Genomic DNA, 26755 nt, shown 5'->3' on the forward strand with positions numbered 1-26755 from the left:
AATAAATAGCTACCATGATTAAATAATCCAGATGCTTTTAATAGTAAGCTCTCGAAATATTTGATCACGATTCAAAAGGTTTTATATCACCACTTCCTTGACGAATAATATCAGGGTAATCATTTGTTAAATCAATAACGGTTGTAGGTTGTTGACCTATATAACCACCATGGATAACAGCATCAAGTAGATGTCCAATTCTATCCTCAATTTCATCCGGATCGGATTGCGCTTCCTCTTCATTTGGTAAAATTAACGTTGTGGTCATCAATGGTTGCCCTAATAGATCCAGTAACGCTAAATCAATTTTGTTGTCCGGTATACGCAACCCTATGGTTTTTCGTTTGTCATTCATCAAGCGACGTGGTACTTCTTTACTTGCAGGTAGAATAAAAACGTATTTACCGGGCGTATTATTTTTTAACAGTCGAAACGTGATATTATCGACCATTGCATAGGAAGATAATTCCGATAAATCTCGACACATCAACGTAAAATTATGATATTTATCAAGCTGCCGTATTTTACAAATACGCTCAACACCATTTTTATTATCAAGCAAGCAACCTAATGAATAACCGGAATCAGTAGGAAAAGCGATAACGCCACCCTCTTTTAAGATTTTAACAACTTGTTCTAATAATCGATTTTGAGGATTGTCCGGATGAATATAAAAAGTTTGGCTCATAATGTTCTTCTATATTAATATTAAATTTAAAACACTTTTTACAATGTCAGATTGGCTATCATGAAGGTTGATAGCATGTTAACTTAAAGCAATTTTAGTCCATATTAATTTAGTTTCCAATTATGCCAAATCGGTGTGACACTGCCTGGCAAAGGGGTCGTTTTTCCTAAATCTAAATAGTTAACCAGATCATGAAAATCCGAACCTTGCGAAGCAAGCAGTTCAAATTCGTTGGCTAATTTAGCTAATCGCTGTAAGTCATCTTGTGTTTGTCGGCTTTGCGAAACTTCAATGGCATCACCACCCCAAGTTTTGAAATCATTAATTAATAATTTTAATTTAGTGCCAGTTAAATCATAACGAGTCGGGTGCGCTAATACTGCAAGTCCACCTGCCACATGAATCGCCGTTATTGCCTCTTCAATACTACACCATTTTGCTGGCACATAAGCATATCCACTTTTTCCAAGATATTTTTTAAATGCCGTTTTCACATCTTTGACTAAACCTTGAGCAACAAGAAATCGAGCAAAGTGTGCACGAGACACAATATCCCCCTTTGAAAAAGTCTTTGCTTGTTCATAAGCATCATCAATATGTAACTTGCCCAATTTATAGCTAATTGCCATTGCGCGATCAATCCGACCTTGTTCTTGAGCTTGAAGCAATGTTAATAATTGTTGATTTTCAATATCAATATTCAATCCAACAATATGAATTTCATTATTTTTCCAAGCGGTTGATATTTCAACTCCACTCACCAGTTTAACCGGAAGATTTTCAGTTAAGATCAACTTTTGCGCTTCAGGAATTCCTTTTATGGTATCGTGATCCGTTATCGCTAATATGTCAATTTGGTTATCGACAGCACGTTTAACCAGCTCGCTTGGTGATAGAACACCATCAGAGGCTATAGTATGAGAATGCAAATCTACGATCACTTTTTTCTCGAAAATTATTTTTAAACGTGTAATATACCACACAATTTGCGTGACCACTAAAAGGTATATTATGAAAGATCAAATTCTGCTTGCCCAACAAGATACTCAATCAATTATTGATGAACTTTTAGAAGATGGAAGTGATCCCCATGCGCTGTATTTGATAGAACATCATATTTCTTCAGAAAACTTTGATAAACTTGAAAAAGTTGCAGTAGAAGCCTATAAATTAGGTTATGAAGCAACAGATCCTGATGAAGATGTCGATGATTCTGGTAACGTTATTATTGGTTTTGATATCATCGCTGAAAGCCCCCTCAGTGCTGATTTAATCAATGCACAAATTGCCCAAATTATGACGTTGGCGCACCAATTTAATGTGAATTATGACGGTTGGGGCACTTATTTTGAAGACGGAAGTGACGATATTTTAGATGATAGCGTTTTTGACAATGAAACGTTACATTAATAGCCTAGAAACATTGAACTAATTATTTACCATTCTTATCCAATGGTGATTGGATAAAAATGGTAAACTGTTTCGATTACTCGTTAACTTGCTCAATACGACTTATTCTTTTTCGATCAGCTGAAAGACTACGTACTGATACAACATCACCTTTTTTAATTGTCACGGGATCAGTATAGCGATGCCAATTTTTACCATTATCCGTCGAATATTCTATAATTAATCCCGGAAAAACAATATTAGCATTGAGCTGATTGTTCTCAATTTTAGCCCCTGGGATAGGTAATCGATAATCTATTCCCATTAAATCCAATTTCGCTAATTCTCGCTGACCAACTAAGTTAGCAAAACGTACCCAATCTTGCCGTAATTTTTGTTGATCCACATACTGTGTTTTCCCTTGTATGAATTCACGATCTTTTTGATAACTAAGTTCCCAATCGGCTTGGTGCCACGCTCTTTCTGCCACCGCTAGCAAACGAGGAAATGCCATATATTCCATTTTATTATCGCTACGAATATCTTCTGTCCAAATTTGCGCAGATAATCCGTAAGCGCCCGACCAATTAAGTGTACCTTTAGCGGTAAATGGATTGCCGTCGCGGTCTAACGATGTTTCAGCATTTTGAGGTAAGTTATCAGGCGCAAAAGTAAATATTTTACGTTCATCATTGTAACGTGTAGCCCAATAATAACCGCTTTCTTTAGGATTGACTTCGTATGGCATATCTAAATAGACATAATCCGGATTCGAAATAATGACTTGATAGCCTTTATTTGCCCATTCATTGACTGAGTCAGCCCCACCCCAATAAAGAGTATCCCAAAAATTCACCGTGACTTTATCAACAGCAAAAGATTTAGCACTGTCAGCATGTTTCATGCCGTCTTGCCAAGCCTGCATATGGTCAATACCATGTTCCTTAATGATAGTACTAACCTGCTCAGCAAAATAACTTGGTAGATGTTCAATTTGTTTGACAATACCTTTAGATATAAAAGCTTGGCATGCTTGTGATTTAGCCCATGGATGGTCTTCATTGCTTTGATCGATAATACCTTTAAAAGCAACTTTTTCTTTAAGCTGTAAATCTTGGTAGCCAGATCCTAAATGGATATTTTTAGCTTCATCACCACCAAAATGCCAAGTTGTCAAAGGTTGGCCTGCCTCGATGTGCATGCTAGCTATTTCATCAATAATCTTATTTACAAACCGTTTAGACGAGTCAAGACAAGGGTTTAAATAACTTAATCGATTATAAAATTGAACAGTTGTCGTGTTAGAAGTATCCGTTGGGTCAACTAAACGGAATTCGTTCGCTTGCTGTGCTTTACCTTCTTTCATTAAACGGTTATAACGTGCTTCCATAGAGACAATCGCCGCTCTAGCATGAGCAGGCATATCAATCTCTGGGATGACCTCAATAAACCGTGCTTTAGCGTATTTAATAATTTCAATATAGTCTTGACGACTTAAATATCCCGAGCCAGATGTATTACTATCAGGGCCAGATCCTAATTGAGGAAGTAAACAAGTTTGTTCAGTAAGATCATGGCAACGTTTACTACCAATTTCGGTGAGTTCTGGTAATCCTGGGATCTCAATTCGCCAACCTTCATCATCACTTAAATGAAAATGAAATTTATTCATTTTATATTTTGCCATTTGATCTAATAAACGCAAAATGGCCTGTTTAGATTTAAAATTACGGCCAATATCAAGCATGACACCACGATATTCAAATCGAGGCGAGTCAATGACATTAAGTGTTGGAATGGTATGAGAATGATCGACATAAATTGTCGATAAAATGGATTGGATCGCATAAAAAATTCCAGTCTCATCATAAGCTGTTATGGTTGCTTTGTCTTTGTTGATTACTAACTGATAAGCCCCTGCTTGCTTTTGGGAAAATTGTTGAGGTTCGATTGTTGCTTGTATTTTAAAGCCTTGTTGAGTAATCGGGATATTTAATGCTTTAAATTCAGTCTGTATAACAGTTAAACTGTCTTGATTTAATCCATTTAAAACTAAATTTACCCCTTGCGAATCGAGCGTTATATCTTCATTTCCAATGGATATTTTACTTGGTGTTGGCAAGATTTGCCCACGTAATGCTTCTGCCGATAAGTTTTCAATATCGGCATTATATTGAAAACGATTGACGGGTGTCATTAAAATATTATGATCATCAGCCGTTCTTTTCCAGTGTTGATTAATTGGCGACACAAATGCCGATAAATTATCAGAATCTGTATTGGTATTTGCTATAATTTTAGGGGTTGCATTGGTCGATGTCACATACCAACGAGGCATTATATCACTTTCGCTCAAGATCCAATATTCACCAATCATAGGAATTTCGATAGTGCCTTTAGCAGGAAAACCAACAAATTTATCCGTCGGCTCAATTTTATGAAGATCGCCTGTTAGGTGTGTAATTTTAAACTGATCATTGTCAACCGACAAAATCATACGAATATTACTAAAATAAATTGCCCAATCTTTATCATTAATTGCTGAACCCTTATTTGTTAACGAAATAGTCACTTTATTACATGCAGCCCAATCCGCACCTAAAGTAGCACAATTGATACCATGATCATTTGCCTGATTATCATTAACAGTATATTTAACATTAAGTTGAGCACTCATTAAATCAACTGTCTTTTGATTTGCATAAGCTGATTGTGTAACGCCTACACTTAATAAAGAGGCTATCGAGGTTGCAAGTATTGCAGTTTTAAGCTTTTTCATTATTTTTTTACCTATTTTTGTTTTGCATTAAATATAGTGAATGGAACGGTAACAATAAATTTGATATCTCGTTCATCTTGGAAAATATTGCCATAACCTTCACTCCAGCTTGGTATTTTTGAGTGGTTATTATATTTGGTATAATGTAACTGGAAAGAGGTATTTTTTGCAAAACCCTGTGGTACGGTATAACCTAAATCGAAGTTATACGCTGATTCAATCAACCGTCTTTTTTGGTCAAAATCTTTATTAGTACTTGGTTTAGCATCCCAGCCATAAGCATACGAAGCGCCAGTTCTCCAACCAGATAAATAGTGTGATAGATGACTTAAATCATAGGTAACTTCTGCAAATAATGCTTTTTCACCATTGGCATTAAAATCTGAACGTGAATTCCACCAGACATCTAAACGACCATTTGAGGAAGCATAATCAGGCGTCATTCGTTGTAAGAAGAATCCTTGTTCACCTTCTGCTTTAACTGCTACACCTTCAAGACGTAACCCTACAGGCCCCATTTGATAACCTAACGTCGCAGCTTGTAACCATGCTAAACCATCATATACTTTAGCCCCCTTATGAGACTGATCTTTCGCACCATAAAATTGATAACTCATTGTTAACGGGTTATCCAAAATATCTAATTGATAAGACGCTTTACCAAAAAACTGATTCATATAGTTATGGGATTGACCAAATGCGCCTTCTAGCACGACATTATTTTTAAAATCATACTTTAAACCAGCAGAATGTAAGTAATCGATCTTTCTTCCTTTTTGCCATTGTCTAAATTCATAAAGTCGTTTATACCAAGGTGCTTTATATTTATCTGCCCACATATAGGACATAGATAACACCCCCGCAGAGTCAAAATCAAGCTTTGTACCAAATTCAACGCCTCGATAAGTGCCTGGTAATAAACTCCAGTGTGGAGCAAGCAACGTTTGTCCTGACGGTTGAATATACCCCGCTTTGAGCCAAAATAGTTCATCAAGTTTGAAGTTCATTTGGGCTTTATAGAAACTAAGACCACTAATATCTTTTTTCCAATTTTCGTCCCAACGATTATTGGCACCACTAAAACCGATTTCATTAGGATGACCATTACCACCATTACTGACTTCCCAAGCACCATAGCCGCCCAATTCTAAAGCAAACATATCGGCTATATAACCTGTTTTAAAATCCAGATTGGTATTGAAAGAAGTATGCCTTAGGTTTTTCTCATATTTATGTTGAGTGACATTCTTTCTTTCCCGATCACGATTCCAAAAAAAGACATTACCGGTTAATGAAGCATCCTCAACAAAGGGATGGGTATATTCTGCTTGTGCAGGCAACGCACTGATTAAAATGGAGCAAGACAAAATGAGCTTAGTGATACGACTGAGTGAACGAGTGGTTAATAGGGGGTTATAAAAATTCATATCTGCTTCCTTGAAATGACTTTTTTAAATCAACGATCAGATTAGTCCGTTAACAACTTATCTTTATGGATCAAAAAATCATTTTCTACCTAAAATCAATAAAATACGACAAAATTAATGTCAATCTTCTGTACAAACAATTGGTTAAATTTACTAAATTAATCTAAAACACCTGTGAATAAGGTGTTTTCATAATGCATAAACATATTTTGGTTATCAAATTAAATGTTGTTAAATCGTGATCCGAATCACCAAAATACCCCTTTTTTTTCTAATTTTTCGATAAATATCACAACTTTTTTTATATTAAAAAATAAGAAAAGATTAATAGAGTTTTGAACTTACCCAGACGATCGCTTAACGCATTAAGATGTATAAATCCTATGTTTAAATAAATTTGCTTGTCAGAAATGAAAATATAGGGAGGGGAAAAAAGAAAAATCAAAAAATTCTTATTACCAATACTGAGATTAAACCCTATTGATAAAATTTAATTTATTAATAGGGATTTAATCACATCAATCAATTTTAATTTTCAGTATTAATTTCATCAAAACTTTTTACTAGCTCATCAATAGCTTTCATCTGTTTTAAAAATGGCTCAAGTTTAGCTAATGGAAGTGCTGAAGGTCCATCACATTTTGCATGGCTTGGATCAGGATGTGATTCTAAAAATAGCCCTGCTATACCCACTGCCATGCCTGCACGAGCAAGTTCGGTCACTTGTCCACGACGTCCACCGGATGCTGCTCCCATAGGATCACGACATTGTAAGGCATGAGTGACATCAAAAATTACCGGTGAACCATGGCTGGCTTTTTTCATGATATTAAAGCCAAGCATATCGACCACTAAATTATCATAACCAAAGCAGCTACCACGATCACAAAGAATGATTTGATCATTGCCTGCTTCCTCAAATTTTTCAACTATATTGCCCATTTGTCCGGGACTAACAAATTGTGGTTTTTTAACGTTAATGACGGCACCTGTCTTCGCCATTGCCACAACGAGATCGGTTTGTCTGGCTAAAAAAGCCGGTAATTGAATAACGTCAACAACATCGGCAACGGGTTGACACTGTTGTTCGGTATGAACATCAGTAATGATTTTTACGTCAAATTGTTGTTTTAATTCTTGAAAAATTTTCATACCTTCTTCCAAACCAGGGCCACGATAGGAATGAACAGAAGAACGATTCGCTTTATCAAACGAAGCTTTGAAAATATAAGGGATGTTGAGTTTATCCGTGACCGTCACAAAGTGCTCACAAATTTTCATTGCCAAATCACGTGATTCAAGCACATTCATACCACCAAATAACACAAATGGAAGATCATTTGCGACCGTAATATCCCTGACTTTTACTTGTTTTTGCTTCATCATAAATTGTTTCCTAGTTAAGGTTTGAACCAACGACCAAGCGTCACTCGATCATTGCCACTATAGTCTGTGAAGGTTTCAACTAATTGAAATCCATGTTGTTTGAAAATCGTTTGTACTGCAGAGCCTTGCTTCCAACCATGCTCGATCAGTAACCAACCATATTGATTCAGATGTTTGGTAGCCCCTTTGACAATTAACTTTATATCCGCAAGTCCATCGTCGTCTGACACAAGTGCTGTTCTTGGCTCATAACGAACATCACCTTGAGATAGATGAATATCTGTTGGCTCAATATAAGGCGGGTTGGATGTTATCATCGAAAATTTACGGGTTTTGAGTGGTTTATACCAATCACCTTGTAAAAAATAAACATTATTTACACCGATTTGTGTCGCATTTTGTTGAGCTAATATTAGCGCATCTCGATTTTTTTCAACAGCAGTAAAAAGACAGTCTCGGCGTTCTGTTGCCATAGCAATGGCTATGGCTCCTGTACCTGTTCCAAGATCTAAAACTTCACAGGGAATTTTAGGTAGGTATTCTAATCCCAGCTCAACTAATTTTTCGGTATCTGGTCTTGGAATCAAAGTACAGTCCGACACATTAAATTTTAAAGACCAAAACTCTTTTTCACCGGTAATGTAAGCAATCGGTTCACCCGCTTGCCGACGAGCTAAATATGCATTGAGGCGCGTTAACTCATCGTCTGATAATGAAGTTTCACTAAACGCCATTAAAAAAGTTCGTGTTTTGTGCGTCACAAAACTCAATAGTATTTCCGCATCACGCTTGGGACTTTCACTTTCACTTAAGGTTTGAGATGCATATTTTAGCCACTCTAAATAAGTCATTCATCTTGTTCCGATAATGCAGCAAGCTGGTCTGCCTGATATTCTTGTACAATTGGATCAATCAACATTTCTAACTTGCCTTCCATAACTTCATCTAAGCGATAAATCGTCAAATTGATACGATGATCTGTTACTCGTCCTTGTGGATAGTTATAGGTTCGAATACGATCTGAACGATCACCAGTACCTAAAAGGTTACGTCTGGTCGACGCTTCTTCTTGTTGGCGTTTTCGGGTTTCAGCGTCTTGGATTCGTGCTGCTAACACCGACATCGCTTTAGCTTTATTTTTATGTTGAGAACGTTCATCCTGACATTCAACCACAATTCCTGTTGGAATATGCGTAATACGAATAGCCGAATCGGTTGTATTAACGTGCTGCCCCCCTGCCCCAGACGAACGATAAGTATCAATTTTTAAGTCAGCGGGATTAATTTCAGGCATTTCTGCTTCTGGAATTTCAGGTAACACCGCTACCGTACATGCAGATGTATGAATACGACCTTGCGATTCTGTTTCAGGTACACGCTGCACACGATGACCACCCGATTCAAATTTTAAGTTACCATAAACGCCGTCGCCACTGACTAACATAATGACTTCTTTATAGCCACCATGCTCACCCTCATTGGCACTCATAATTTCAACTCGCCAATGACGGGATTCTGCATATCTTGTATACATTCTTGCAAGATCGCCAGCGAATATTGCTGCTTCATCTCCACCTGTTCCAGCTCGAACTTCAACAAAGCAGTTATAATCATCATTGGGATCTTTAGGTAATAATAAAACTTGTAACTGCTTTTCTTGCTCTTCGATACGGTTTAACGCTTCATTTAACTCTTCTTGAGCCATTTCACTCATTTCAGGATCGGCAAGCATTATTTTAGCAGTTTCAATATCTTCTTGAGTCTGCTTCCAACTTGTAAAACATTTCACCACACCCGTTAATTGCGCATATTCTTTAGAAAGAGTACGGAATCGATTTTGATCGGCAATCACCGAGGCATCAGACAATAACGCTTGAACCTCTTCGTAGCGCTCTTGCAAAGTTTCTAACTTACTGATAATTGAGGGTTTCATATAAAAGTCTATTTTTAATCGTGAATAAATGAATTTGCGGGGCATTATATACTTAATCGCCTTTAAAATACAGTTTCCCTACTTTTTCATCCTTGCAACTATTAATAATGCTGTGAAATATCTCAGAATTTTATTTTAAACACAGACATTCAAAAAGTGTTATTCATTTCACAAAAATCACTTTTTAATCTTTTCAAAAATTTGCTTAGTCGTTACTATAATTCAGTTGATTGATTACTTTGTTAAAAGGTCTTTACTTTATTCAACGCTTTTTATGAATACAGGAAAAGATAACTAAAAATATGTTAAATGATCGGTTTAAGGCACAGATTTTACTGTTAAATAACGTTTATTAAGAAGGAATAAGCTTAAATATCAATATTCGCATCACATTCACTCTTTTACAGGTTGATAATATGAAGCAAACGATATGGAAACTTGAAAATTGTATTAAAGATTATGATTGGGGAAGTATCGATAGTATTACGACTTTATTTGGTATTAAAAACCCAAGCCAAAAGCCGATGGCTGAAATATGGATGAGTATACATCCTCTGGGTTGTTCAAAGATTATCGGTTTAAATGGCGAAAAGATAAATCTTAATGCGCTTATCAATCAAAACCCATTGCAGATTTTGGGTAAAAATACTTATCAACTTTTCGGTACTCTTCCCTATTTATTCAAAGTACTCGCAGCAAATAAACCCCTTTCAATTCAGGTTCATCCTACTAAAGCTGATGCAAAAAAAGGTTTTGAAAAAGAAAATAAATTAGGTATCGATCTTCATTCACCAAACCGAAATTTTAAAGATCCCAATCATAAACCAGAATTATTGTATGCACTCACGCTATTTAAAGCCATGAATTCGTTTCGACCGATTGAGCAAATATTATCATTTTTTTCGCAATTAACTATCCCTATCTTTAACCATGAATTAGCACAATTACAAAATAATCCTTATCCAAAACAACTGAAACACTTTTTTCAATTTTTGTTGAATCTTTCACCAGACCAAAAATTACAAGCTATTCATCAATTATTAGCCTGTACTAGAAGTTTCAATCAAGAGCCTTTTTTAACCATTCATACACTGGTAAAAGATTATCCTAACGATATTGGTTTGTTTATGCCTTTAATTTTAAATGTGATTGAACTCAAGCCATCTCAAGCTATGTTTTTACATGCCCAAACACCGCATTGTTATTTATCGGGAACCGGTTTTGAAGTAATGGCAAATTCAGATAATGTTTTAAGAGCAGGTTTAACCCATAAGTTTATTGATATTGACGCATTAATAGCGAATACGAACTTTAGCAGTATTGATGCTAGTGAACTGCTAATTAATCCGTTAATTAATCATAATAAAATTGATTTTCCTGTTCCCGTTAATGATTTTAAATTTGAAATCATTCAAAGTGATCTTCAATTAAGAAAAGAAAAAGTCAACAGCCCTCAAATCCTATTTTGTGCAGATGGTGCTATTACATTAACAACAAAACATGAAGTACTCACTTTAAATAAAGGTGAATCGGTGTTTATTGCGTATCATGCCAAATATTATAGTTATAGTGGGAAAGGATGTTTTGCAAAAGTGAGTGATTAAAAAAAGCCGTCAATCATTGACGGCATAAATTTTAAGATAGATAGAATGACTGAATATAAACTATTTTTTTACTGCTTTCGGATTCGGTAAATCAGTTACCGTTCCTTCATAAATTTCAGCAGCAAGTCCAATTGATTCATGAAGTGTTGGATGCGCATGAATAGTTAAGGCTATATCTTCGGCATCACACCCCATTTCAACCGCAAGGGTAATCTCTCCAAGCAATTCACCGCCATTAGCACCAACGACTGCGCCACCTAAAAGGCGATTATCTGCTTTATTGAAGATCAGCTTAGTCATCCCTTGTGAACAATCCGATGCGATAGCTCGCCCAGATGCTGCCCATGGGAAGATAGACACTTCATAATCGATACCCTTTTCTTTCGCTTCTTTTTCGGTTAAACCAACCCAAGCAACCTCTGGCTCAGTATAAGCAATAGAAGGAATCGTTTTTGGATCAAAATAGTGTTTTTTGCCCGCAATCACTTCAGCAGCCACATGTCCTTCGTGAACGCCCTTGTGCGCAAGCATTGGTTGACCAACAATATCACCTATAGCATAGATATGTGGAACATTGGTGCGCATTTGTTTATCGACTTCAATAAAACCACGATCAGTAACGTTCACGCCGGCTTTTTCAGCACTAATTAGTTTTCCATTTGGCGAACGTCCAATTGCCACTAATACGGCATCATAAGTGTGTGTTTCAGTGGTTCCGTCTTTTTTCTCCATAGTGACGTAAATCGCATCATGTTTTGCTTCAACCGTCGTTACTTTTGTTTCAAGACGTAAGGTGAATTTATCCTGAATCTGTTTTGTAAAGACTTTGATCACATCTTTATCAGCAGCAGGAATGACCTGATCAAACATTTCAACCACATCAACTTCTGAACCTAAGGCATGATAAACCGTGCCCATTTCAAGCCCAATAATTCCCCCACCCATTAATAATAATTTTTTAGGAATGGTTGTCAAAGCAAGCGCATCTGTGGAATCCCAAATACGAGGATCATCATGCGGAATAAAAGGTAATTTAATTGGTCGAGACCCAGCTGCAATAATAGCATTATCAAACGTAATTTTAGTAATACCTTTTGCAGATGTCACATCCATAGTATGACTACCGGTAAATTGCGCTTCGCCCTGAATAACATTGACTTTACGCATTTTAGCCATACCTGCTAATCCATTAGTTAACTGATTAATGACCTTCTCTTTCCAACCTCGAACTTTATCCAGTTCAAGTTTAGGTGTACCAAAATGAATTCCATGTTCTGTCAGTGATTTGGCTTCGTCCATGACTTTAGCTACATGCAAAAGTGCTTTAGAAGGAATACATCCCACATTTAAGCATACGCCACCCAACGTAGAATAGCGTTCAACTAACGTTACGTCTAATCCAAGATCGGCGGCACGGAACGCAGCAGAATAACCTGCTGGACCAGCACCTAAAACCACCACTTGTGTTTTAACTTCTTGACTCATAATTTATTCTCCTAAACTACATCACTAATCGACGTAAGTCAGATAAGACGTTAACAATATGGCTTAAGAAGCGTGCACCGTCTGCACCATCAATCACACGATGATCAAATGACAGAGATAAAGGTAACATTAAACGTGGCGTAAACTCTTTACCATTCCAAACAGGTTTCATACTTGAGCGTGACACCCCTAAAATACCAACTTCAGGTGCATTCACAATTGGGGTAAATGAAGTTGTACCAATACCACCTAAACTTGAAATTGTAAAACATCCGCCCTGCATATCCGCACCGGTTAATTTACCTTCACGAGCTTTTTTCGAGATTTCGGCAAGTTCACGAGATAACTCAACGATGCCTTTTTTATTGACATCTTTAAATACCGGTACGACTAAACCGTTTGGCGTATCAACTGCGACACCAATATTGATGTATTTTTTGATAATCAAGGTTTGCGCATCTTCCGATAATGAACTATTAAAACGTGGATAAGCAGTTAATGCACTTGCCACCGCTTTCATAATAAACACTAATGGCGTGATCTTAAGATCAAGTTTTTTCTTCTCTGCTTCGGCATTTTGTTGTTTACGGAATGCTTCTAAATCCGTAATATCGGTTTCGTCAAATTCAGTAACATGAGGAATCATGACCCAGTTACGATGTAAATTTGCACCTGACACTTTTTGGATTTTAGTTAATGGTAAAGTTTCAGTTTCACCAAATTTGCTAAAATCAACTTTCGGCCATGGTAATAATCCCGGTAATGCTCCACATGCTGTACCACTCTCAACTTGTTTCACCGCATTTTTAACGTAAGCTTGAATATCTTCACGTAGGATTCGGTTTTTAGGCCCTGTTGGTGATACTTTAGCCAGATTCACGCCAAATTCACGCGCTAAACGACGAACAGAAGGTGTTGCATGTGCATATGCATCATTTTCAACAAAATCATTACTTGCCGTTGTAGAAGCCGTTGCAGCAGGAGTAGAAACATTACTCACCGGTGCAGCAACTGAAGCTGATTTTTCTGGTGCTGTCGGCGCTGGCGTTGCAGTTGCAGCGTTAGCTGGCGCACTGCTGGATGCCGTTTCAAATTCCATAATTTTGGAACCTGTCTTCACTTTATCGCCAACTTTAACTGTTATCGTTTTAACCACACCTGCGATAGAGGCAGGTATTTCCATTGAGGCTTTATCGCCTTCAACAGTAATAAGTGAATCATCTACCGATATAGTATCACCGACTTTCACTAAAATTTCGGTCACTTCGACTTCGTCACCGCCAATATCTGGCACATTAACATCGACTGTTTGACTTACGGTTGCAGCCGCTGGAGCAACATCGACTTTCGGGGCAGACTCTGCTTGAGCTGGCGCAGATTCTGCACCATTCTCGGTATCAAATACCATAATATCGACACCAGTTTTAACTTTATCGCCGACTTTGACTGAGATAGATTTTACGATCCCTGCTTGTGGCGCAGGGATTTCCATTGAGGCTTTATCGCCTTCAACCGTTAATAATGATTGATCGACTTCTACCTTATCTCCCACTTTTACAAGGATTTCGGTGACTTCGACTTCATCACTGCCAATGTCAGGTAATTTAATTTCAATACTCATGTTGGTTACCTCTTATGCAATACGTGGGTTTAATTTGTCAGCATTGATTTCAAACTTTTTAATCGCTTCATCAACAACGCTGGCTTTAATATCACCACGTTTAGCAAGCTCACCTAATGCTGCAACAACAACATAAGATGCATCCACTTCAAAATGATGGCGTAAGTTTTCACGGCTATCACTGCGACCAAAACCATCAGTACCAAGTACTCTGTAACTTTCAGCAGGTACAAAGGCACGGATTTGCTCAGCAAACAGTTTCATATAGTCTGTTGAAACCACGGCTGGGTTATTATTCATAATTTGTGTTACATAAGGTACTTTTGGTTTTTCACTTGGATGTAACATGTTATAACGCTCACAATCTTGACCTTCACGAGCCAATTCAGTGAACGAAGTAACACTATATACATCGGATCCAATGCCGTAATCTTTAGCCAAAATTTCTGCCGCTTCACGAACATGACGTAAAATTGCCCCTGAACCTAATAATTGAACAGTTGGACTACCTTTTTTACCTTTAACCGTATCAAGTTTATAGATACCACGACGAATACCGTCTTCAACACCTTCTGGCATTGCAGGTTGTGCATAGTTTTCATTCAATGTGGTAATGTAATAGTAAACATTTTCTTGCTCACCATACATACGGCGTAAGCCATCTTGCATAATTACTGCTACTTCATAAGCGTAAGCTGGATCATATGAAATACAGTTAGGAATGGTTAAAGATTGAATATGACTGTGACCGTCTTGGTGTTGTAGACCTTCACCATTTAACGTTGTTCGTCCTGAAGTCCCACCAATCATAAATCCACGTGCTTGTTGATCCCCAGCAGCCCACATTAAGTCACCAATACGTTGGAAACCAAACATTGAGTAGTAAATATAAAATGGAATCATTGGCAAGTCGTTGGTACTGTAAGATGTTGCGGCTGCAAGCCATGAAGCGGTTGCACCACATTCATTAATACCTTCTTGTAGAATTTGCCCTTTTTCGTCTTCACGATAATAAGCCACTTGTTCTTTGTCTTGTGGCGTATATTGTTGACCGTGTGGATTATAAATACCAATTTGACGGAATAAACCTTCCATACCAAATGTTCTTGCTTCATCTGCTAAAATTGGCACTAAACGTGGTGCAAGATCTTTATCTTTAAGCATGATGTTAAGCGCACGAACAAAAGCAATAGTGGTCGAAATTTCTTTTGATTGCTCTTCAAGAAGTGGTGCAAATTCACTTAACGGTGGAATTGATACTGTGCCTGAGAATTTAGTTAATCGTGAAGGTACATAACCATGTAATGCTTGGCGACGTTCATGAATATATTTATATTCTGGTGTATGTTCTTCAAATTTAATGTAAGGTAATTTTTCAAGTGATTCATCATTAACCGGGATGTTAAAGAAATCACGAACATGACGAACGCCGTCCATATTCATTTTTTTCACTTGGTGAGCAATATTTTTACCTTCAGCTGCTTCACCCATACCATAACCTTTGATAGTATGTGCTAATATCACTGTAGGACGATCTTTAGTCTCTTTAGCACGACTAAAGGCAGCAAACATCTTCTCTGGATCTTGACCACCACGGTTGAGTCTGAAAATTTCTTCATCGCTCATGTCTTTTACTAATTCAGCCGTTTCAGGATATTTACCAAAGAAATGCTCACGCACATAAGCACCATCTTTTGATTTGAAAGTTTGATAGTCACCGTCAAGGGTTTCGTTCATTAAACGAATCAATTTACCTGATTTATCTTTTTGTAATAATTTATCCCAACGATCACCCCAAAGCACTTTAATAACATTCCAACCTGCGCCAGCAAAAATACCTTCAAGTTCGTTGATAATCTTACCATTACCTGTTACTGGGCCATCAAGTCTTTGTAAGTTACAGTTGACAACAAATACTAGATTATCCAGTTTTTCACGGGTTGCCACCGTAATTGCACCTTTAGATTCTGGCTCATCCATTTCACCATCACCTAAGAAAGCGTAAACGGTTTGTTCAGAGGTATCTTTTAATCCACGATGATTTAAATATTTTAAGAAGCGAGCTTGATAAATAGCACTTACCGGCCCTAATCCCATTGATACGGTTGGGAATTGCCAAAATTCTGGTAACAATTTAGGGTGCGGATAAGATGGTAAACCTTTACCATGAATTTCTTGACGGAAGTTATCTAATTGTTCTTCAGTCAAACGTCCTTCGATGAAAGCACGAGAATAGATACCCGGTGAAATATGACCTTGGAAGTAGACCAAGTCACCACCATCTTTTTCGTTGCGTGCACGGAAGAAGTGGTTAAAACAGACTTCATAAAAAGTGGCTGCCGATTGGAATGAAGCCATATGACCGCCAAGCTCTAAATCCTTTTTAGACGCTCGTAATACCATCATGATAGCATTCCAACGAACAATTGAACGAATGCGCCTTTCAATCTCCCAGTCCCCTGGATAAGCAGGTTGTTCTTCTACTGGAATGGTATTGATATAATTACTTGTTGAAGAACCGAAAAGTAGTGGAACACCACCATCTCTCGCTTTGTTGACTATTTGTTCGATAATGTACTGAGCACGTTCGATACCTTCTTCACGGATAATTGACTCGATACTTTTAAGCCAATCTTGCGTTTCAAATGGATCGATATCATTCATTTGCATGTCCGACATATAAAAACCTCTTTTTTGTTAAAAAAAATGCAGTTTGCTATCCTTAGCTATCACAAAAGCATAACTAAATATATTAGCTTCAATTCTGCACTATGGAGCTTTACTAATATCAGTCTGCCATTTTCACAAAAAAAGTAAAGTAAACCTGAGTTTAGAAAAGAATGTTAATTCCTATCAAATTAATCAACTATTCCAATAAATATAACTTTCAACACATATTCTATTGATATAAAAGAGTTTTTAAGAAGTGAAAAACTAAAGAATTATTTATATGGTTATACCTTGTTCAAGCATAGGTTGTCAAGCTATAGTAAAATCTGATATATAAATGTAAATTTTAAAGCAATGCAACGTAGAGATTGAAAAAAACAAGCATGACTAAGAAAGACATCATTATCAAAGATTTGAACCTACAACCTTACATGCAAACGTATCAAGCTATGCATGAGTATACTCAACGTCGTGATAATCAATCGCCAGATCAAATTTGGCTTGTCGAACATAATGCTGTTTTTACTCAAGGTAAAGTGGGTAAACCTGAACACTTACTTAAACAAACCAATATTCCTGTCGTACAAACTGATCGAGGTGGACAAATCACCTACCATGCTCCCGGTCAGCAAATTATGTATATTTTGTTTGACTTAAAAAGAGCAAAACTCGGCATTCGTGATATGGTCAGTTATCTGGAAAACAGTATCATACAAACTTTAGCTAACTATGATATCATAGCCTATGCCAAACCTGATGCACCTGGCGTCTATATTGATACAAAAAAAATCTGTTCACTTGGTTTGCACATTCAACGTGGTTGCACATTGCATGGACTTGCTTTAAATATTGATATGGATCTCACTCCCTTTACTTATATTAATCCTTGTGGCTATGCTGGATTGCAAATGACACAATTAAAAGAATATGTCTCTTCAATCGATCGCAAAGTTATTAAACAACAATTAACGGATAACTTTATTAGCCAGTTACAAAATCAATAAGATAAAATTATGCAAAATGATGAACCAATAATCCGAAGCTCAAAATACCGTGATGCAGATAAAACACGTTTAATTCCAACTATTACGGTGGAAGATTCTGCCCCCTTAAAAAAACCTGAATGGATGAGAATTAAATTATCCGCTAACAGTGATAATATTGCCCATATAAAAAATACTATGCGTAAACATGGTTTACATTCAGTTTGTGAAGAAGCGTCTTGTCCAAATTTAGCGGAATGTTTTAATCACGGAACGGCTACTTTTATGATTTTAGGTGATATATGTACACGCCGTTGCCCATTTTGTGATGTTGCGCACGGTAGACCATTACCACCAGACCATGAAGAACCCATTAAACTTGCTAAAACGATTCAAGAGATGAGATTGCGCTATGTGGTTATTACCTCGGTTGACCGAGACGACTTAAAAGATGGTGGTGCAAGTCATTTTGCAGCATGTACAAAAGAGATTCGCGCATTAAGCCCGACTATTAAAGTCGAAACCTTAACACCAGACTTTCGAGGCTGCATAAATGAAGCTGTCGAAGTTTTAAGTCAAAACCCGCCCGATGTTTTCAATCATAATCTTGAAAATATTCCTCGTTTATACAAAAAAATACGCCCCGGTGCTAGCTATGAAGGCTCTTTAAAGTTATTAGAAGCCTTTAAAGAAAAACATCCGGATATTCCAACAAAATCGGGCTTAATGGTTGGTTTGGGGGAAACAAATGAAGAACTTATCCAAGTCTTAAAAGATTTACGTAGTCATGGTGTGACAATGTTAACCTTAGGGCAATATTTACAACCAAGTAAATATCATCTTCCTGTTGAGCGTTATGTATCACCATCAGAATTTGATGAATTAAAACAAATTGCCTTAAATATGGGATTTACTCATGCCGCATGTGGCCCCTTTGTCCGTTCATCTTATCATGCTGATTTACAGGCTATGGGTAAAGAAGTGAAGTAATAAATTAAAAAAACGGGTTATATTGTGCAGAAATGGAAGCTGATTTTAAAACAGAATCAGAATCTAAAACTTCTGCTATAAAATCGTTGCAAAATTTTTTGAAAAAAAGAATATTACCTATGACGAAAAACGGAAGATAAAACAATTATTTCACTACTTTATAATATCATGAAATATTTCATTAGAGTAAAATACGAAAATCCTTAGAACTAACATTAAACAGTATATAAACTAAAAAATAATTTTTTTTTATAATAACTAAAAATAAATTCTCGATACATAAGGAATATTAACATGAACGAAGGCTTAAAGTTAGAAAACATTAACGCATTATTTGAAAAATTTGAATTACCCAATTTTAACAGCTCATCAGTAATTTATGGTTGTATCAACCCCAAATTTTGGAAATTTGCACTTTATCAGGAATTAGCTGTTTTAGATATTAAAAATTACCTTATTTATTTTGATTCCAATGAAATTATTTTAATAGGTTTAACTGTAACAGGAGATTTTACCTATAATGTTCTCCAAATACCGATGACATCAATTTCAAATATGACCTTCAAAAAAGGTTGGATTAACAGCAAATTTGAATTTACGACTACTGAAAATAAACGATATCCATTTAAAGTGCCTAATTTTGTGCTGACCGCAAAATGGCAAAAACCAAATTTAGCGAATATTATTACCACCTATATTAATCAATAATTAACCCATTTATCTTTTTCTGGTGTTATTAAAATATTGCCTAATATATTGTCTTATTAGGCGTTTTAATTTTTAGTTTTTACATTTAATATCGGCTCCTATCATTGATGAAAAGTCCAAAGTAAACTCGTTAACTATTTTGCTTAGTATTTTTGAAAAAGTGCCGATATGTTCTAACTTGCATATTTTTATTTTCTAGTTTAATTTAGCTATCTGGATTAACTAATAATTGAAGAGTAAACATGACGATATCATTTAAAGAACAACAACAACGTATCAGTTTTGTAAAACAATTTTTTGCTGAACAATTAGCAAAAAACTTATCGCTTATTGAAGTGCAAGCCCCCATATTAAGTCAAGTAGGTGATGGGATACAAGACAATTTATCGGGAACCGAAAAAGCCGTTCAAGTTAAAGTTAAAGCTATTCCTCAATCACAATTTGAAGTTGTTCACTCACTGGCAAAATGGAAACGAAAAATATTAAGTATGCATCATTTTCCAGTCGGCGAAGGTGTGTATACGAATATGAAAGCATTACGCCCCGACGAAGATCAACTCTCCCCTATTCACTCTGTTTATGTTGACCAATGGGATTGGGAAAAAGTAATGCGACCAGAAGATCGTAATTTAGGGTATTTAAAGCAAACTGTCGAAAAGATCTATGCCGCCATCAAAGCGACTGAAAGTGCAGTATCCGATAAATATCATCTATCACGATTTTTACCCGAATCGATCACATTTATCGATAGTGAGCAATTATTAAAACGTTATCCTAATTTATCACCTAAAGAACGTGAAAATGCCATCACAAAAGAGCTTGGCGCTGTGTTCCTGATCGGTATAGGGGGTGATTTGTCTAACAATGAAAAACACGATGTACGTGCACCCGACTATGATGATTGGAGTAGCGATAATGAAATGGGTTCAAAAGGTTTAAATGGCGATATTTTAGTTTGGAATCCAATTTTAAATAGTGCGTTTGAAATTTCGTCTATGGGAATTCGAGTTAATCCAGAAGCGTTGAAGCGCCAATTAAAAGCAACCAATGATGAAGATCGTTTACAATATGCGTGGCATAAAGCTTTAGTGGATGGTGATCTACTTCAAACTATAGGGGGTGGAATTGGTCAATCTCGTTTAGCGATGCTACTTTTACAACAAAAACATATTGGACAAGTACAATCAAGTGTTTGGAACGATGTAACTCATCAAAATTACACTAATTTATTATAATGTAATGATTATCTCTTCTATTTTCATGGTAGAAGAGATATTACTTACTTCTGATTAGAAAAATGACCTGCTTAAATCACCGAATAACATAACTTTATCCCTCTTCAATTATTCACGCAGTTCATTCAATTTTGTTTTCTGTACTTTGCTTTAAATCACCTTCTTTTTGTACATTCAATGACCCCTGAATGATGTTCTGATGATAAATCTAAAAATTCCGCTGAGACATGATTTAACCGAAGATAAATAATTTTTTTCTGTCCGGCTTCACAGGATCCGACAATTTTACCTTCAACTTGTTCGGCAATATCGGTGGGTGAAATTTTTAATATATAGTCAGACGTTTTTACACCATTATTTTCAATTTTTTCAGCAATATCGGCACAAATAGCGTCACAATTTGATGCCAGCGCAAATGTTGGCATACATATCATCAAAACAGAAATCACTTTTTTCATCTCTTTCCTTAATAATATTCTATGAAATTAAAATAAATCATATTGTTATAATTACTTATTAAATGATAACGATTAACTTTGTCATACATTTATCTTAGCAGATTTTAAGACAAATAAACTCAAATACCCTTTTCAAATAGGTACACGAATAATCGAACAGGCGGAAACTTTTAAACATAATTATTGATGCTGTGAGTAACATCAAAATTATGCACTGTACTATTTGATAAGTATTTAACAAACCTGTTGATAACTCTTTATCTTATTAATTATTAATAATTTATCATTCAGATTAAATAATAAACGACCTCAAAAATGATATTATTTTAAAGAAAAAATCAAGTATTAAATTGTTAAAATTAGGCTAAATTAAGACGGATTAAATAGACGAAAAAAGACTTCAGATAAATGAGCAGAAGTAAATATTTCCGCTTTCATTGACAATTATAAGGCGGTAAAAAAAGCGATAAGACCAAAAATCACCCCCGGTGAATTCGCTATCGCAATAGGCCAATCCTTTTTTTCACGTAAAAGACCATAACTGACCCATAAGGAACAGTTGATTGCTGCCGCTAATGGCTGAGTAGGATTCGATTTCATACCTTGTAAATTATCAATGATTTGTGGAATGTAAGAAATGTACATACCCAGTGAAGCAATGGTTGCAATAATACCCAGATAATGGAAAGCTTTTGTTGAAAGATACAAAATGACCTCCTAATGATTAGTTAAATCGATAATGTTAATAACTGCAATACTCATCATTTTGAATGAAAACGTTTAAATGATATAAAACCCTTTAATCACTAAACAATGATATATAAAAAACGAAAAGATTTGAGAACGATAACAATGTTAAAGATAAATTGAGTGTTATCGCTTCATGTTCATCACATGAAGCGACCGAATGACTTTACTAGTATAGGTCAACGCTGAATTTATACAACTCACATTTTAGGAAACAGTTAGGTTAATGGTGTTTGCTTTGTTTCTTTACCTAATAGGACAATAGCCATTATTGCCATTAAAATAGATAAGCTAAATAACCCAAAAATCACACTTAAACGAATATCTTTAGCCATTAGAAAACCAACCATGAGAGGGCCTAATATTCCCCCTATACGTCCAACCGAAGCAGCAATACCAGAACCTGTAGCACGAATATTGGTAGGATATTGCTCTGGAGTATAAGCGTACATAGCACCCCAAGCACCTAAATTGAAAAATGATAAAAAAGCACCATACACGAGTAAATGATTAACAGATTTAGCCTCACCAAATAAATAGGCACTAATTAATGTACCTAATAAATAGGTGATTAGCACCCATTTACGCCCTACTCGCTCAATCAACCAAGCAACCGAAAAATACCCCGGTAACTGAGCAAATGTCATAATTAAAATATATTGAAAGCTTTTTATCATGGAAAATCCTTTTATCATCATGACACTAGGTAACCATAAAAACATGCCATAATATGAAAAAACCACACAAAACCATACTATCCATAACATGATGGTCGAACGGCGAAACTCTGAAGTGAGTAATGAATTAACTTTTTTAATTACCGAATCATTTTTAAAGTTTGCATTCAAACTATTAAAAGCCGATGAATCGGGTAAGTTAAAACGTAAGTAAAGCGCATAAAACGCAGGGATAGCGCAAATAATCATCGCTCCTCGCCAACCTATTGCCGGAATAGGAATAAGAAAATAAGCGATTAGAGCAGCTAAAATCCAACCTACAGCCCAAAAACTTTCAAGTAATACGACAATTCGACCCCGATGTTCAGGCTCGACACTTTCGCTTACTAAAGTAGAAGCAACCGGTAATTCACCGCCTAATCCCATACCAATAAAAAAACGTAAAATAACTAAACTTGCTAGTCCCCAAGCAAATGCACTTAATCCGCTGGCAATACTAAACATTAATAAAGTAAATAAAAATGCCGATTTACGTCCTTTTTTATCCGCATAGATCCCAAACAGAAAAGCGCCTATCGCCATACCAATAGAATTGACACTGCCAATTAAGCTAAGTTGTTCAGGACTTAATCCCCAATCTTGTTTTAAAGCGGCGAGTATAAACGACAGTAATCCGACATCCATCGCATCAAACAGCCAGCCTGTACCGGCAATAAATAAAAGTTTTTTTGTTGATATTGAGCGTTTTGTTGAATATTGCATAACATAAAAATAATAGTAATTTTTTAAGATCAAACCAAATTCTGATTGAAATGTCCATAGCTTAAACGTATCCACCCTAATTTATCACCATAATCACTTCCTTGTGATACGATAATATTTTGAGCAAGCAATTGATTTAAAATAGCGATTTCTTGTTGTGATGATTTAACAGGTAATTGGGCATATAAATGAAAACCACCTAAAGGTTTTTGATAATTTATTGTGTCATCAAAATAATTATTGAGCCATACCATTAATTGATTCGCTTTAAAATTGAGCTGTTCACTCAAAAAGTGTTGATGAGTGAAATAATGATTTTTTAGATATTCTTCTGCCAATAATTGCGGCAAAATACTCAACCCAGAATCGATATGTTGACGAATATTCGCTAGATTTTCAATAATATTACGAGGTGCTATCATCCAACCCACCCGTATATTTCGACCAATATATTTAGAAAGCGATCCTAAATAGATAACTTGATTATGGTGGTCAAACTTTTTAATGGGTGAAATGGATAATTGAGAATTAAATGCTAAACCACTATAAGCATCATCTTCAACGATACCAATACATTGCGAACGACAAAATGCTAATATTTCTTTTTTGCGTTTATCACTCATCACAAAGCCTAATGGATTTTGAAAGATAGGATTGAGAAACAGCCATTTTATGGGTTGCTGACTAACGACTTTACTTAAACTGTCTAAGGTAATACCTTCATTATCGCACTCAATCCCATATAAGCGTAACCCTGCTGCTTGGAAAAGTGGCAAAGAGTAAAAATAAGAAGGCGATTCGATAGCAATTGCATCGCCTGATTTAAGTAATCCCTGAGTAATTAAAAATAGTGATTGCTGTGTACCTGATGTAATGAGTATTTGAGATGTCTCTACCGACATAGCAAAACGTTGTTGCATGTAATTTGATATTTGCGTTTTTAGTGCTGGCAAACCTAACTGTAATTGGTCACTATTTTTTTCATGCATGATAAGCTCATCTGAGCTGATATTGGGTAATAACAATTTGGGCATCCAAATTGTGGGTAAGTCCCCATTAGCAAGATCGATGATGTTAGATTGCTGACGTCGTATGAGTTCGACTTTTTGTTGATAACGAGATTGTTTATTTTGGTAAAAACGTGCTGGTAACCGCCAATTTATTGAAGTATACGCCTGAACACCCCATTTTTTATCATTAACAAATGTTCCACTTCCTTGCCTGCGGATTAAAAGTCCTCGTTCAGAGAGATTATCCAAAGCACGAACCACCGTTGTTCGATTGATGTTTAAAATGTTAGCAAGTTCACGTTCTGATGGTAATCGTTCGCCAGCAATCAATATGCCTTGCTCAATATAATATTCAATTAGTTGACTTACTTTATTAAAAAGTGCGCCTTGATAGGCATTTAATTTCTGATGATTCCACATGTTATCGATTACTCAACATTTTAAACCTTGCCAGACAACGCATAAAAAATTGGATGACCTAATTATAGTCCAATTGGCTGTATCTTACCTATCGTTAATTTTAAATAATACATAACTAAGCATTAATTAATTTAAATCAGGAGACGTGATGAATAAAATTATCGGAACACAGACCGTAAAACGGGGTATGGCACAAATGCAAAAAGGTGGCGTGATAATGGATGTGGTGAATGCAGAACAAGCCAAAATCGCTGAACAAGCTGGCGCTGTCGCAGTTATGGCACTAGAACGGGTTCCTTCAGATATTCGTGCTGCTGGTGGTGTTGCCCGAATGGCAGATCCAACTATTGTTGAAGCTGTGATGAATGCGGTTACAATTCCTGTCATGGCAAAAGCGCGTATTGGTCATATTGTTGAAGCCCGTATTTTAGAATCAATGGGTGTTGATTATATTGATGAAAGCGAAGTATTAACACCTGCCGATGAACAGTACCATTTACTCAAAGATGAATTTACCGTACCTTTTGTTTGTGGTTGTCGTGATTTAGGCGAAGCACTACGTCGTATAGGTGAAGGGGCATCCATGCTAAGAACTAAAGGTGAACCGGGGACAGGTAATATCGTTGAAGCAGTACGCCATATGCGCAGAGTGAACGAACAAATTCGATTGGTAAACAGTAAATCTAAAGATGAACTAATGACATTGGCAAAAGAAATCGGTGCGCCTTATGAACTCGTCATACAAATCAAACAGTTGGGTAAATTACCTGTTGTTAACTTTGCTGCCGGAGGCATTGCAACCCCAGCCGATGCAGCTTTGATGATGCAACTTGGCGCAGACGGCGTTTTTGTTGGCTCGGGTATTTTTAAATCGCAACATCCTGAAAAATTTGCAAAAGCGATTGTGCAGGCAACGACGTATTATGACGATTATCCACGCTTAGCAGAACTATCTAAAGGATTAGGTGAGGCAATGAAAGGCATTGAGATCAGTAAATTGTCTGAATCCGAAAGAATGCAAGAACGAGGATGGTAACGATGCAATCACTCAAACCCTTACGGTTAAAAAAAATTGGCGTGCTTAACTTACAAGGCGCAGTTAGTGAACATATAACCATGTTGCTGAGTATCGAAAATGTGATTGCGGTAACAGTAAAAAAACCTGACCATTTAGCGGGGTTAGATGGTTTAATTATTCCAGGCGGGGAATCTACCGCAATTAGCCGACTAATTAAACAAAATGGACTATTTGACCCCATTAAAGAATTTGCCCGTCAAGGCAAAGGTATTTTAGGCACCTGTGCCGGCTTAGTTCTTTGTGGTATGACAACCACTCATCATGAAGTTGAACTTCTTGAATTAATGGATATTACCGTTGAACGCAACGGGTTTGGTCGGCAAGTAGCAAGTTTTGAAACCTTTTTAGATATAGCGTCAATTGGCAAGCACATTCCAGCCATCTTTATCCGTGCTCCTTATATCATCCATGCAGGTAACCCAGTAAAACAACTGGCATTTATTGATGATCACTGTGTAATGGCAGAACAAGATAATATTTTAGTCTGCTCATTTCATCCCGAGCTATCTAACGATAATCGGGTGATGAAATATTTTGTTGATAAATGTTGATGGGAAGTATTTTCAAAAACAAGGGATAGATATTTAATAATACAGGTTGAATAGTTTATCCCTATGTGTATAGAAAACATTGACAAAATGTATATTATGCTAACCGAAAAATGGTTTATTCTTTTTATAACCAAGATTACTTTTATGAAACTCA

22 protein-coding genes are annotated in these 26755 nt (G+C 36.3%); 8 read left to right on the top strand and 14 right to left on the bottom strand.

The window, feature by feature from the left end; translation table 11 throughout:
• Nucleotides 1-64 precede the first annotated feature (64 nt).
• Both J3U36_RS02950 and rnm read right to left on the bottom strand, forming a co-directional pair.
• A complete protein-coding gene (locus J3U36_RS02950; protein ID WP_267380684.1) occupies nt 65-688 on the bottom strand; it encodes an L-threonylcarbamoyladenylate synthase in 624 nt (207 codons plus the stop codon).
• 104 nt (nt 689-792) lie between these two features.
• Nucleotides 793-1629 (bottom strand): RNase RNM, encoded by an 837-nt coding sequence (gene rnm, locus J3U36_RS02955; protein WP_267380685.1) that lies wholly within the window; start codon nt 1627-1629, stop codon nt 793-795.
• A 70-nt stretch (nt 1630-1699) separates the two neighbouring features.
• Between rnm and rraB the strand changes: the two genes are divergently transcribed.
• Nucleotides 1700-2098, top strand: coding sequence for a ribonuclease E inhibitor RraB (gene rraB / locus J3U36_RS02960; protein WP_267352545.1), 399 nt, complete (start codon nt 1700-1702; stop codon nt 2096-2098).
• A gap of 76 nt (nt 2099-2174) precedes the next feature.
• On the opposite strand, the gene J3U36_RS02965 is transcribed toward rraB, so the two are convergent.
• The 5 genes from J3U36_RS02965 to prfA form a co-directional block, all read right to left on the bottom strand.
• Nucleotides 2175-4856 (bottom strand): beta-N-acetylhexosaminidase, encoded by a 2682-nt coding sequence (locus J3U36_RS02965; RefSeq protein ID WP_267380686.1) that lies wholly within the window; start codon nt 4854-4856, stop codon nt 2175-2177.
• An 11-nt stretch (nt 4857-4867) separates the two neighbouring features.
• Nucleotides 4868-6283 (bottom strand): OprD family outer membrane porin, encoded by a 1416-nt coding sequence (locus tag J3U36_RS02970; RefSeq protein WP_267352543.1) that lies wholly within the window; start codon nt 6281-6283, stop codon nt 4868-4870.
• Between the two features lie 528 nt (nt 6284-6811).
• Nucleotides 6812-7666, bottom strand: a complete 855-nt coding sequence (gene kdsA, locus J3U36_RS02975) for a 3-deoxy-8-phosphooctulonate synthase (RefSeq protein ID WP_324100868.1) — start codon at nt 7664-7666, stop codon at nt 6812-6814.
• Nucleotides 7667-7683: 17 nt separating this feature from the next.
• On the bottom strand, nt 7684-8520 hold the full coding sequence (prmC, locus tag J3U36_RS02980; RefSeq protein ID WP_267352541.1) for a peptide chain release factor N(5)-glutamine methyltransferase: 837 nt from the start codon (nt 8518-8520) through the stop codon (nt 7684-7686).
• On the bottom strand, nt 8517-9602 hold the full coding sequence (gene prfA, locus J3U36_RS02985) for a peptide chain release factor 1 (protein WP_267380687.1): 1086 nt from the start codon (nt 9600-9602) through the stop codon (nt 8517-8519). The genes prmC and prfA overlap by 4 nt, the downstream gene beginning before the upstream one ends.
• Nucleotides 9603-10018: 416 nt before the next feature.
• Here prfA and manA point away from each other — a divergent pair, with 416 nt between their 5' ends.
• Nucleotides 10019-11206: a mannose-6-phosphate isomerase, class I gene (gene manA / locus J3U36_RS02990; protein ID WP_267380688.1), complete on the top strand. Its 1188-nt coding sequence runs from the start codon at nt 10019-10021 to the stop codon at nt 11204-11206.
• A 60-nt stretch (nt 11207-11266) separates the two neighbouring features.
• Here manA and lpdA read toward each other — a convergent pair whose 3' ends face one another.
• From lpdA to aceE, 3 genes are read right to left on the bottom strand one after another with little or no spacing between them, the layout of a single operon-like run.
• Nucleotides 11267-12691 carry a dihydrolipoyl dehydrogenase gene (gene lpdA / locus J3U36_RS02995; protein WP_065559371.1) on the bottom strand — a complete coding sequence of 475 codons (1425 nt, stop codon included), beginning with the start codon at nt 12689-12691 and terminating at the stop codon, nt 11267-11269.
• Between the two features lie 16 nt (nt 12692-12707).
• Nucleotides 12708-14312, bottom strand: a complete 1605-nt coding sequence (gene aceF / locus J3U36_RS03000) for a pyruvate dehydrogenase complex dihydrolipoyllysine-residue acetyltransferase (RefSeq protein ID WP_416379854.1) — start codon at nt 14310-14312, stop codon at nt 12708-12710.
• A gap of 12 nt (nt 14313-14324) precedes the next feature.
• Nucleotides 14325-16991 carry a pyruvate dehydrogenase (acetyl-transferring), homodimeric type gene (aceE, locus tag J3U36_RS03005; RefSeq protein ID WP_267380689.1) on the bottom strand — a complete coding sequence of 889 codons (2667 nt, stop codon included), beginning with the start codon at nt 16989-16991 and terminating at the stop codon, nt 14325-14327.
• Nucleotides 16992-17365: 374 nt separating this feature from the next.
• Here aceE and lipB point away from each other — a divergent pair, with 374 nt between their 5' ends.
• The 4 genes from lipB to asnA all read left to right on the top strand — a co-directional run bounded on the left by lipB (nt 17366) and on the right by asnA (nt 20898).
• On the top strand, nt 17366-17986 hold the full coding sequence (gene lipB, locus J3U36_RS03010; protein WP_267352537.1) for a lipoyl(octanoyl) transferase LipB: 621 nt from the start codon (nt 17366-17368) through the stop codon (nt 17984-17986).
• Nucleotides 17987-17995: 9 nt separating this feature from the next.
• Entirely contained in the window at nt 17996-18955 is a 960-nt protein-coding gene (gene lipA, locus J3U36_RS03015; RefSeq protein WP_267352536.1) for a lipoyl synthase, read from the top strand.
• Between the two features lie 294 nt (nt 18956-19249).
• Entirely contained in the window at nt 19250-19663 is a 414-nt protein-coding gene (locus J3U36_RS03020) for a hypothetical protein (RefSeq protein ID WP_065559367.1), read from the top strand.
• A gap of 242 nt (nt 19664-19905) precedes the next feature.
• Nucleotides 19906-20898, top strand: a complete 993-nt coding sequence (gene asnA / locus J3U36_RS03025) for an aspartate--ammonia ligase (protein WP_267352534.1) — start codon at nt 19906-19908, stop codon at nt 20896-20898.
• Nucleotides 20899-21053: 155 nt separating this feature from the next.
• On the opposite strand, the gene J3U36_RS03030 is transcribed toward asnA, so the two are convergent.
• The 4 genes from J3U36_RS03030 to J3U36_RS03045 form a co-directional block, all read right to left on the bottom strand.
• Complete coding sequence (locus J3U36_RS03030; RefSeq protein ID WP_267380690.1) at nt 21054-21356, bottom strand: DUF1161 domain-containing protein; 303 nt, start codon at nt 21354-21356, stop codon at nt 21054-21056.
• Nucleotides 21357-21800: 444 nt separating this feature from the next.
• A complete protein-coding gene (locus J3U36_RS03035) occupies nt 21801-22064 on the bottom strand; it encodes a SemiSWEET family transporter (protein ID WP_267380691.1) in 264 nt (87 codons plus the stop codon).
• A 257-nt stretch (nt 22065-22321) separates the two neighbouring features.
• The gene (locus J3U36_RS03040; RefSeq protein ID WP_267380774.1) at nt 22322-23542 is read right to left on the bottom strand and encodes an MFS transporter; all 1221 of its coding nucleotides are present in this window, start codon (nt 23540-23542) and stop codon (nt 22322-22324) included.
• 29 nt (nt 23543-23571) lie between these two features.
• The gene (locus J3U36_RS03045; RefSeq protein WP_267380692.1) at nt 23572-24972 is read right to left on the bottom strand and encodes a PLP-dependent aminotransferase family protein; all 1401 of its coding nucleotides are present in this window, start codon (nt 24970-24972) and stop codon (nt 23572-23574) included.
• 148 nt (nt 24973-25120) lie between these two features.
• On the opposite strand from J3U36_RS03045, the gene pdxS reads away from it, so the two are divergent.
• The gene (gene pdxS / locus J3U36_RS03050; RefSeq protein ID WP_267352531.1) at nt 25121-26008 is read left to right on the top strand and encodes a pyridoxal 5'-phosphate synthase lyase subunit PdxS; all 888 of its coding nucleotides are present in this window, start codon (nt 25121-25123) and stop codon (nt 26006-26008) included.
• A 2-nt stretch (nt 26009-26010) separates the two neighbouring features.
• Nucleotides 26011-26601 (top strand): pyridoxal 5'-phosphate synthase glutaminase subunit PdxT, encoded by a 591-nt coding sequence (gene pdxT / locus J3U36_RS03055; RefSeq protein ID WP_267352530.1) that lies wholly within the window; start codon nt 26011-26013, stop codon nt 26599-26601.
• Nucleotides 26602-26755: the final 154 nt, after the last annotated feature.

Origin of the sequence: Gilliamella sp. B3817 (genome assembly GCF_026536705.1) — a bacterium.
Taxonomy (GTDB): Bacteria; Pseudomonadota; Gammaproteobacteria; order Enterobacterales; family Orbaceae; genus Gilliamella; species Gilliamella apicola_I.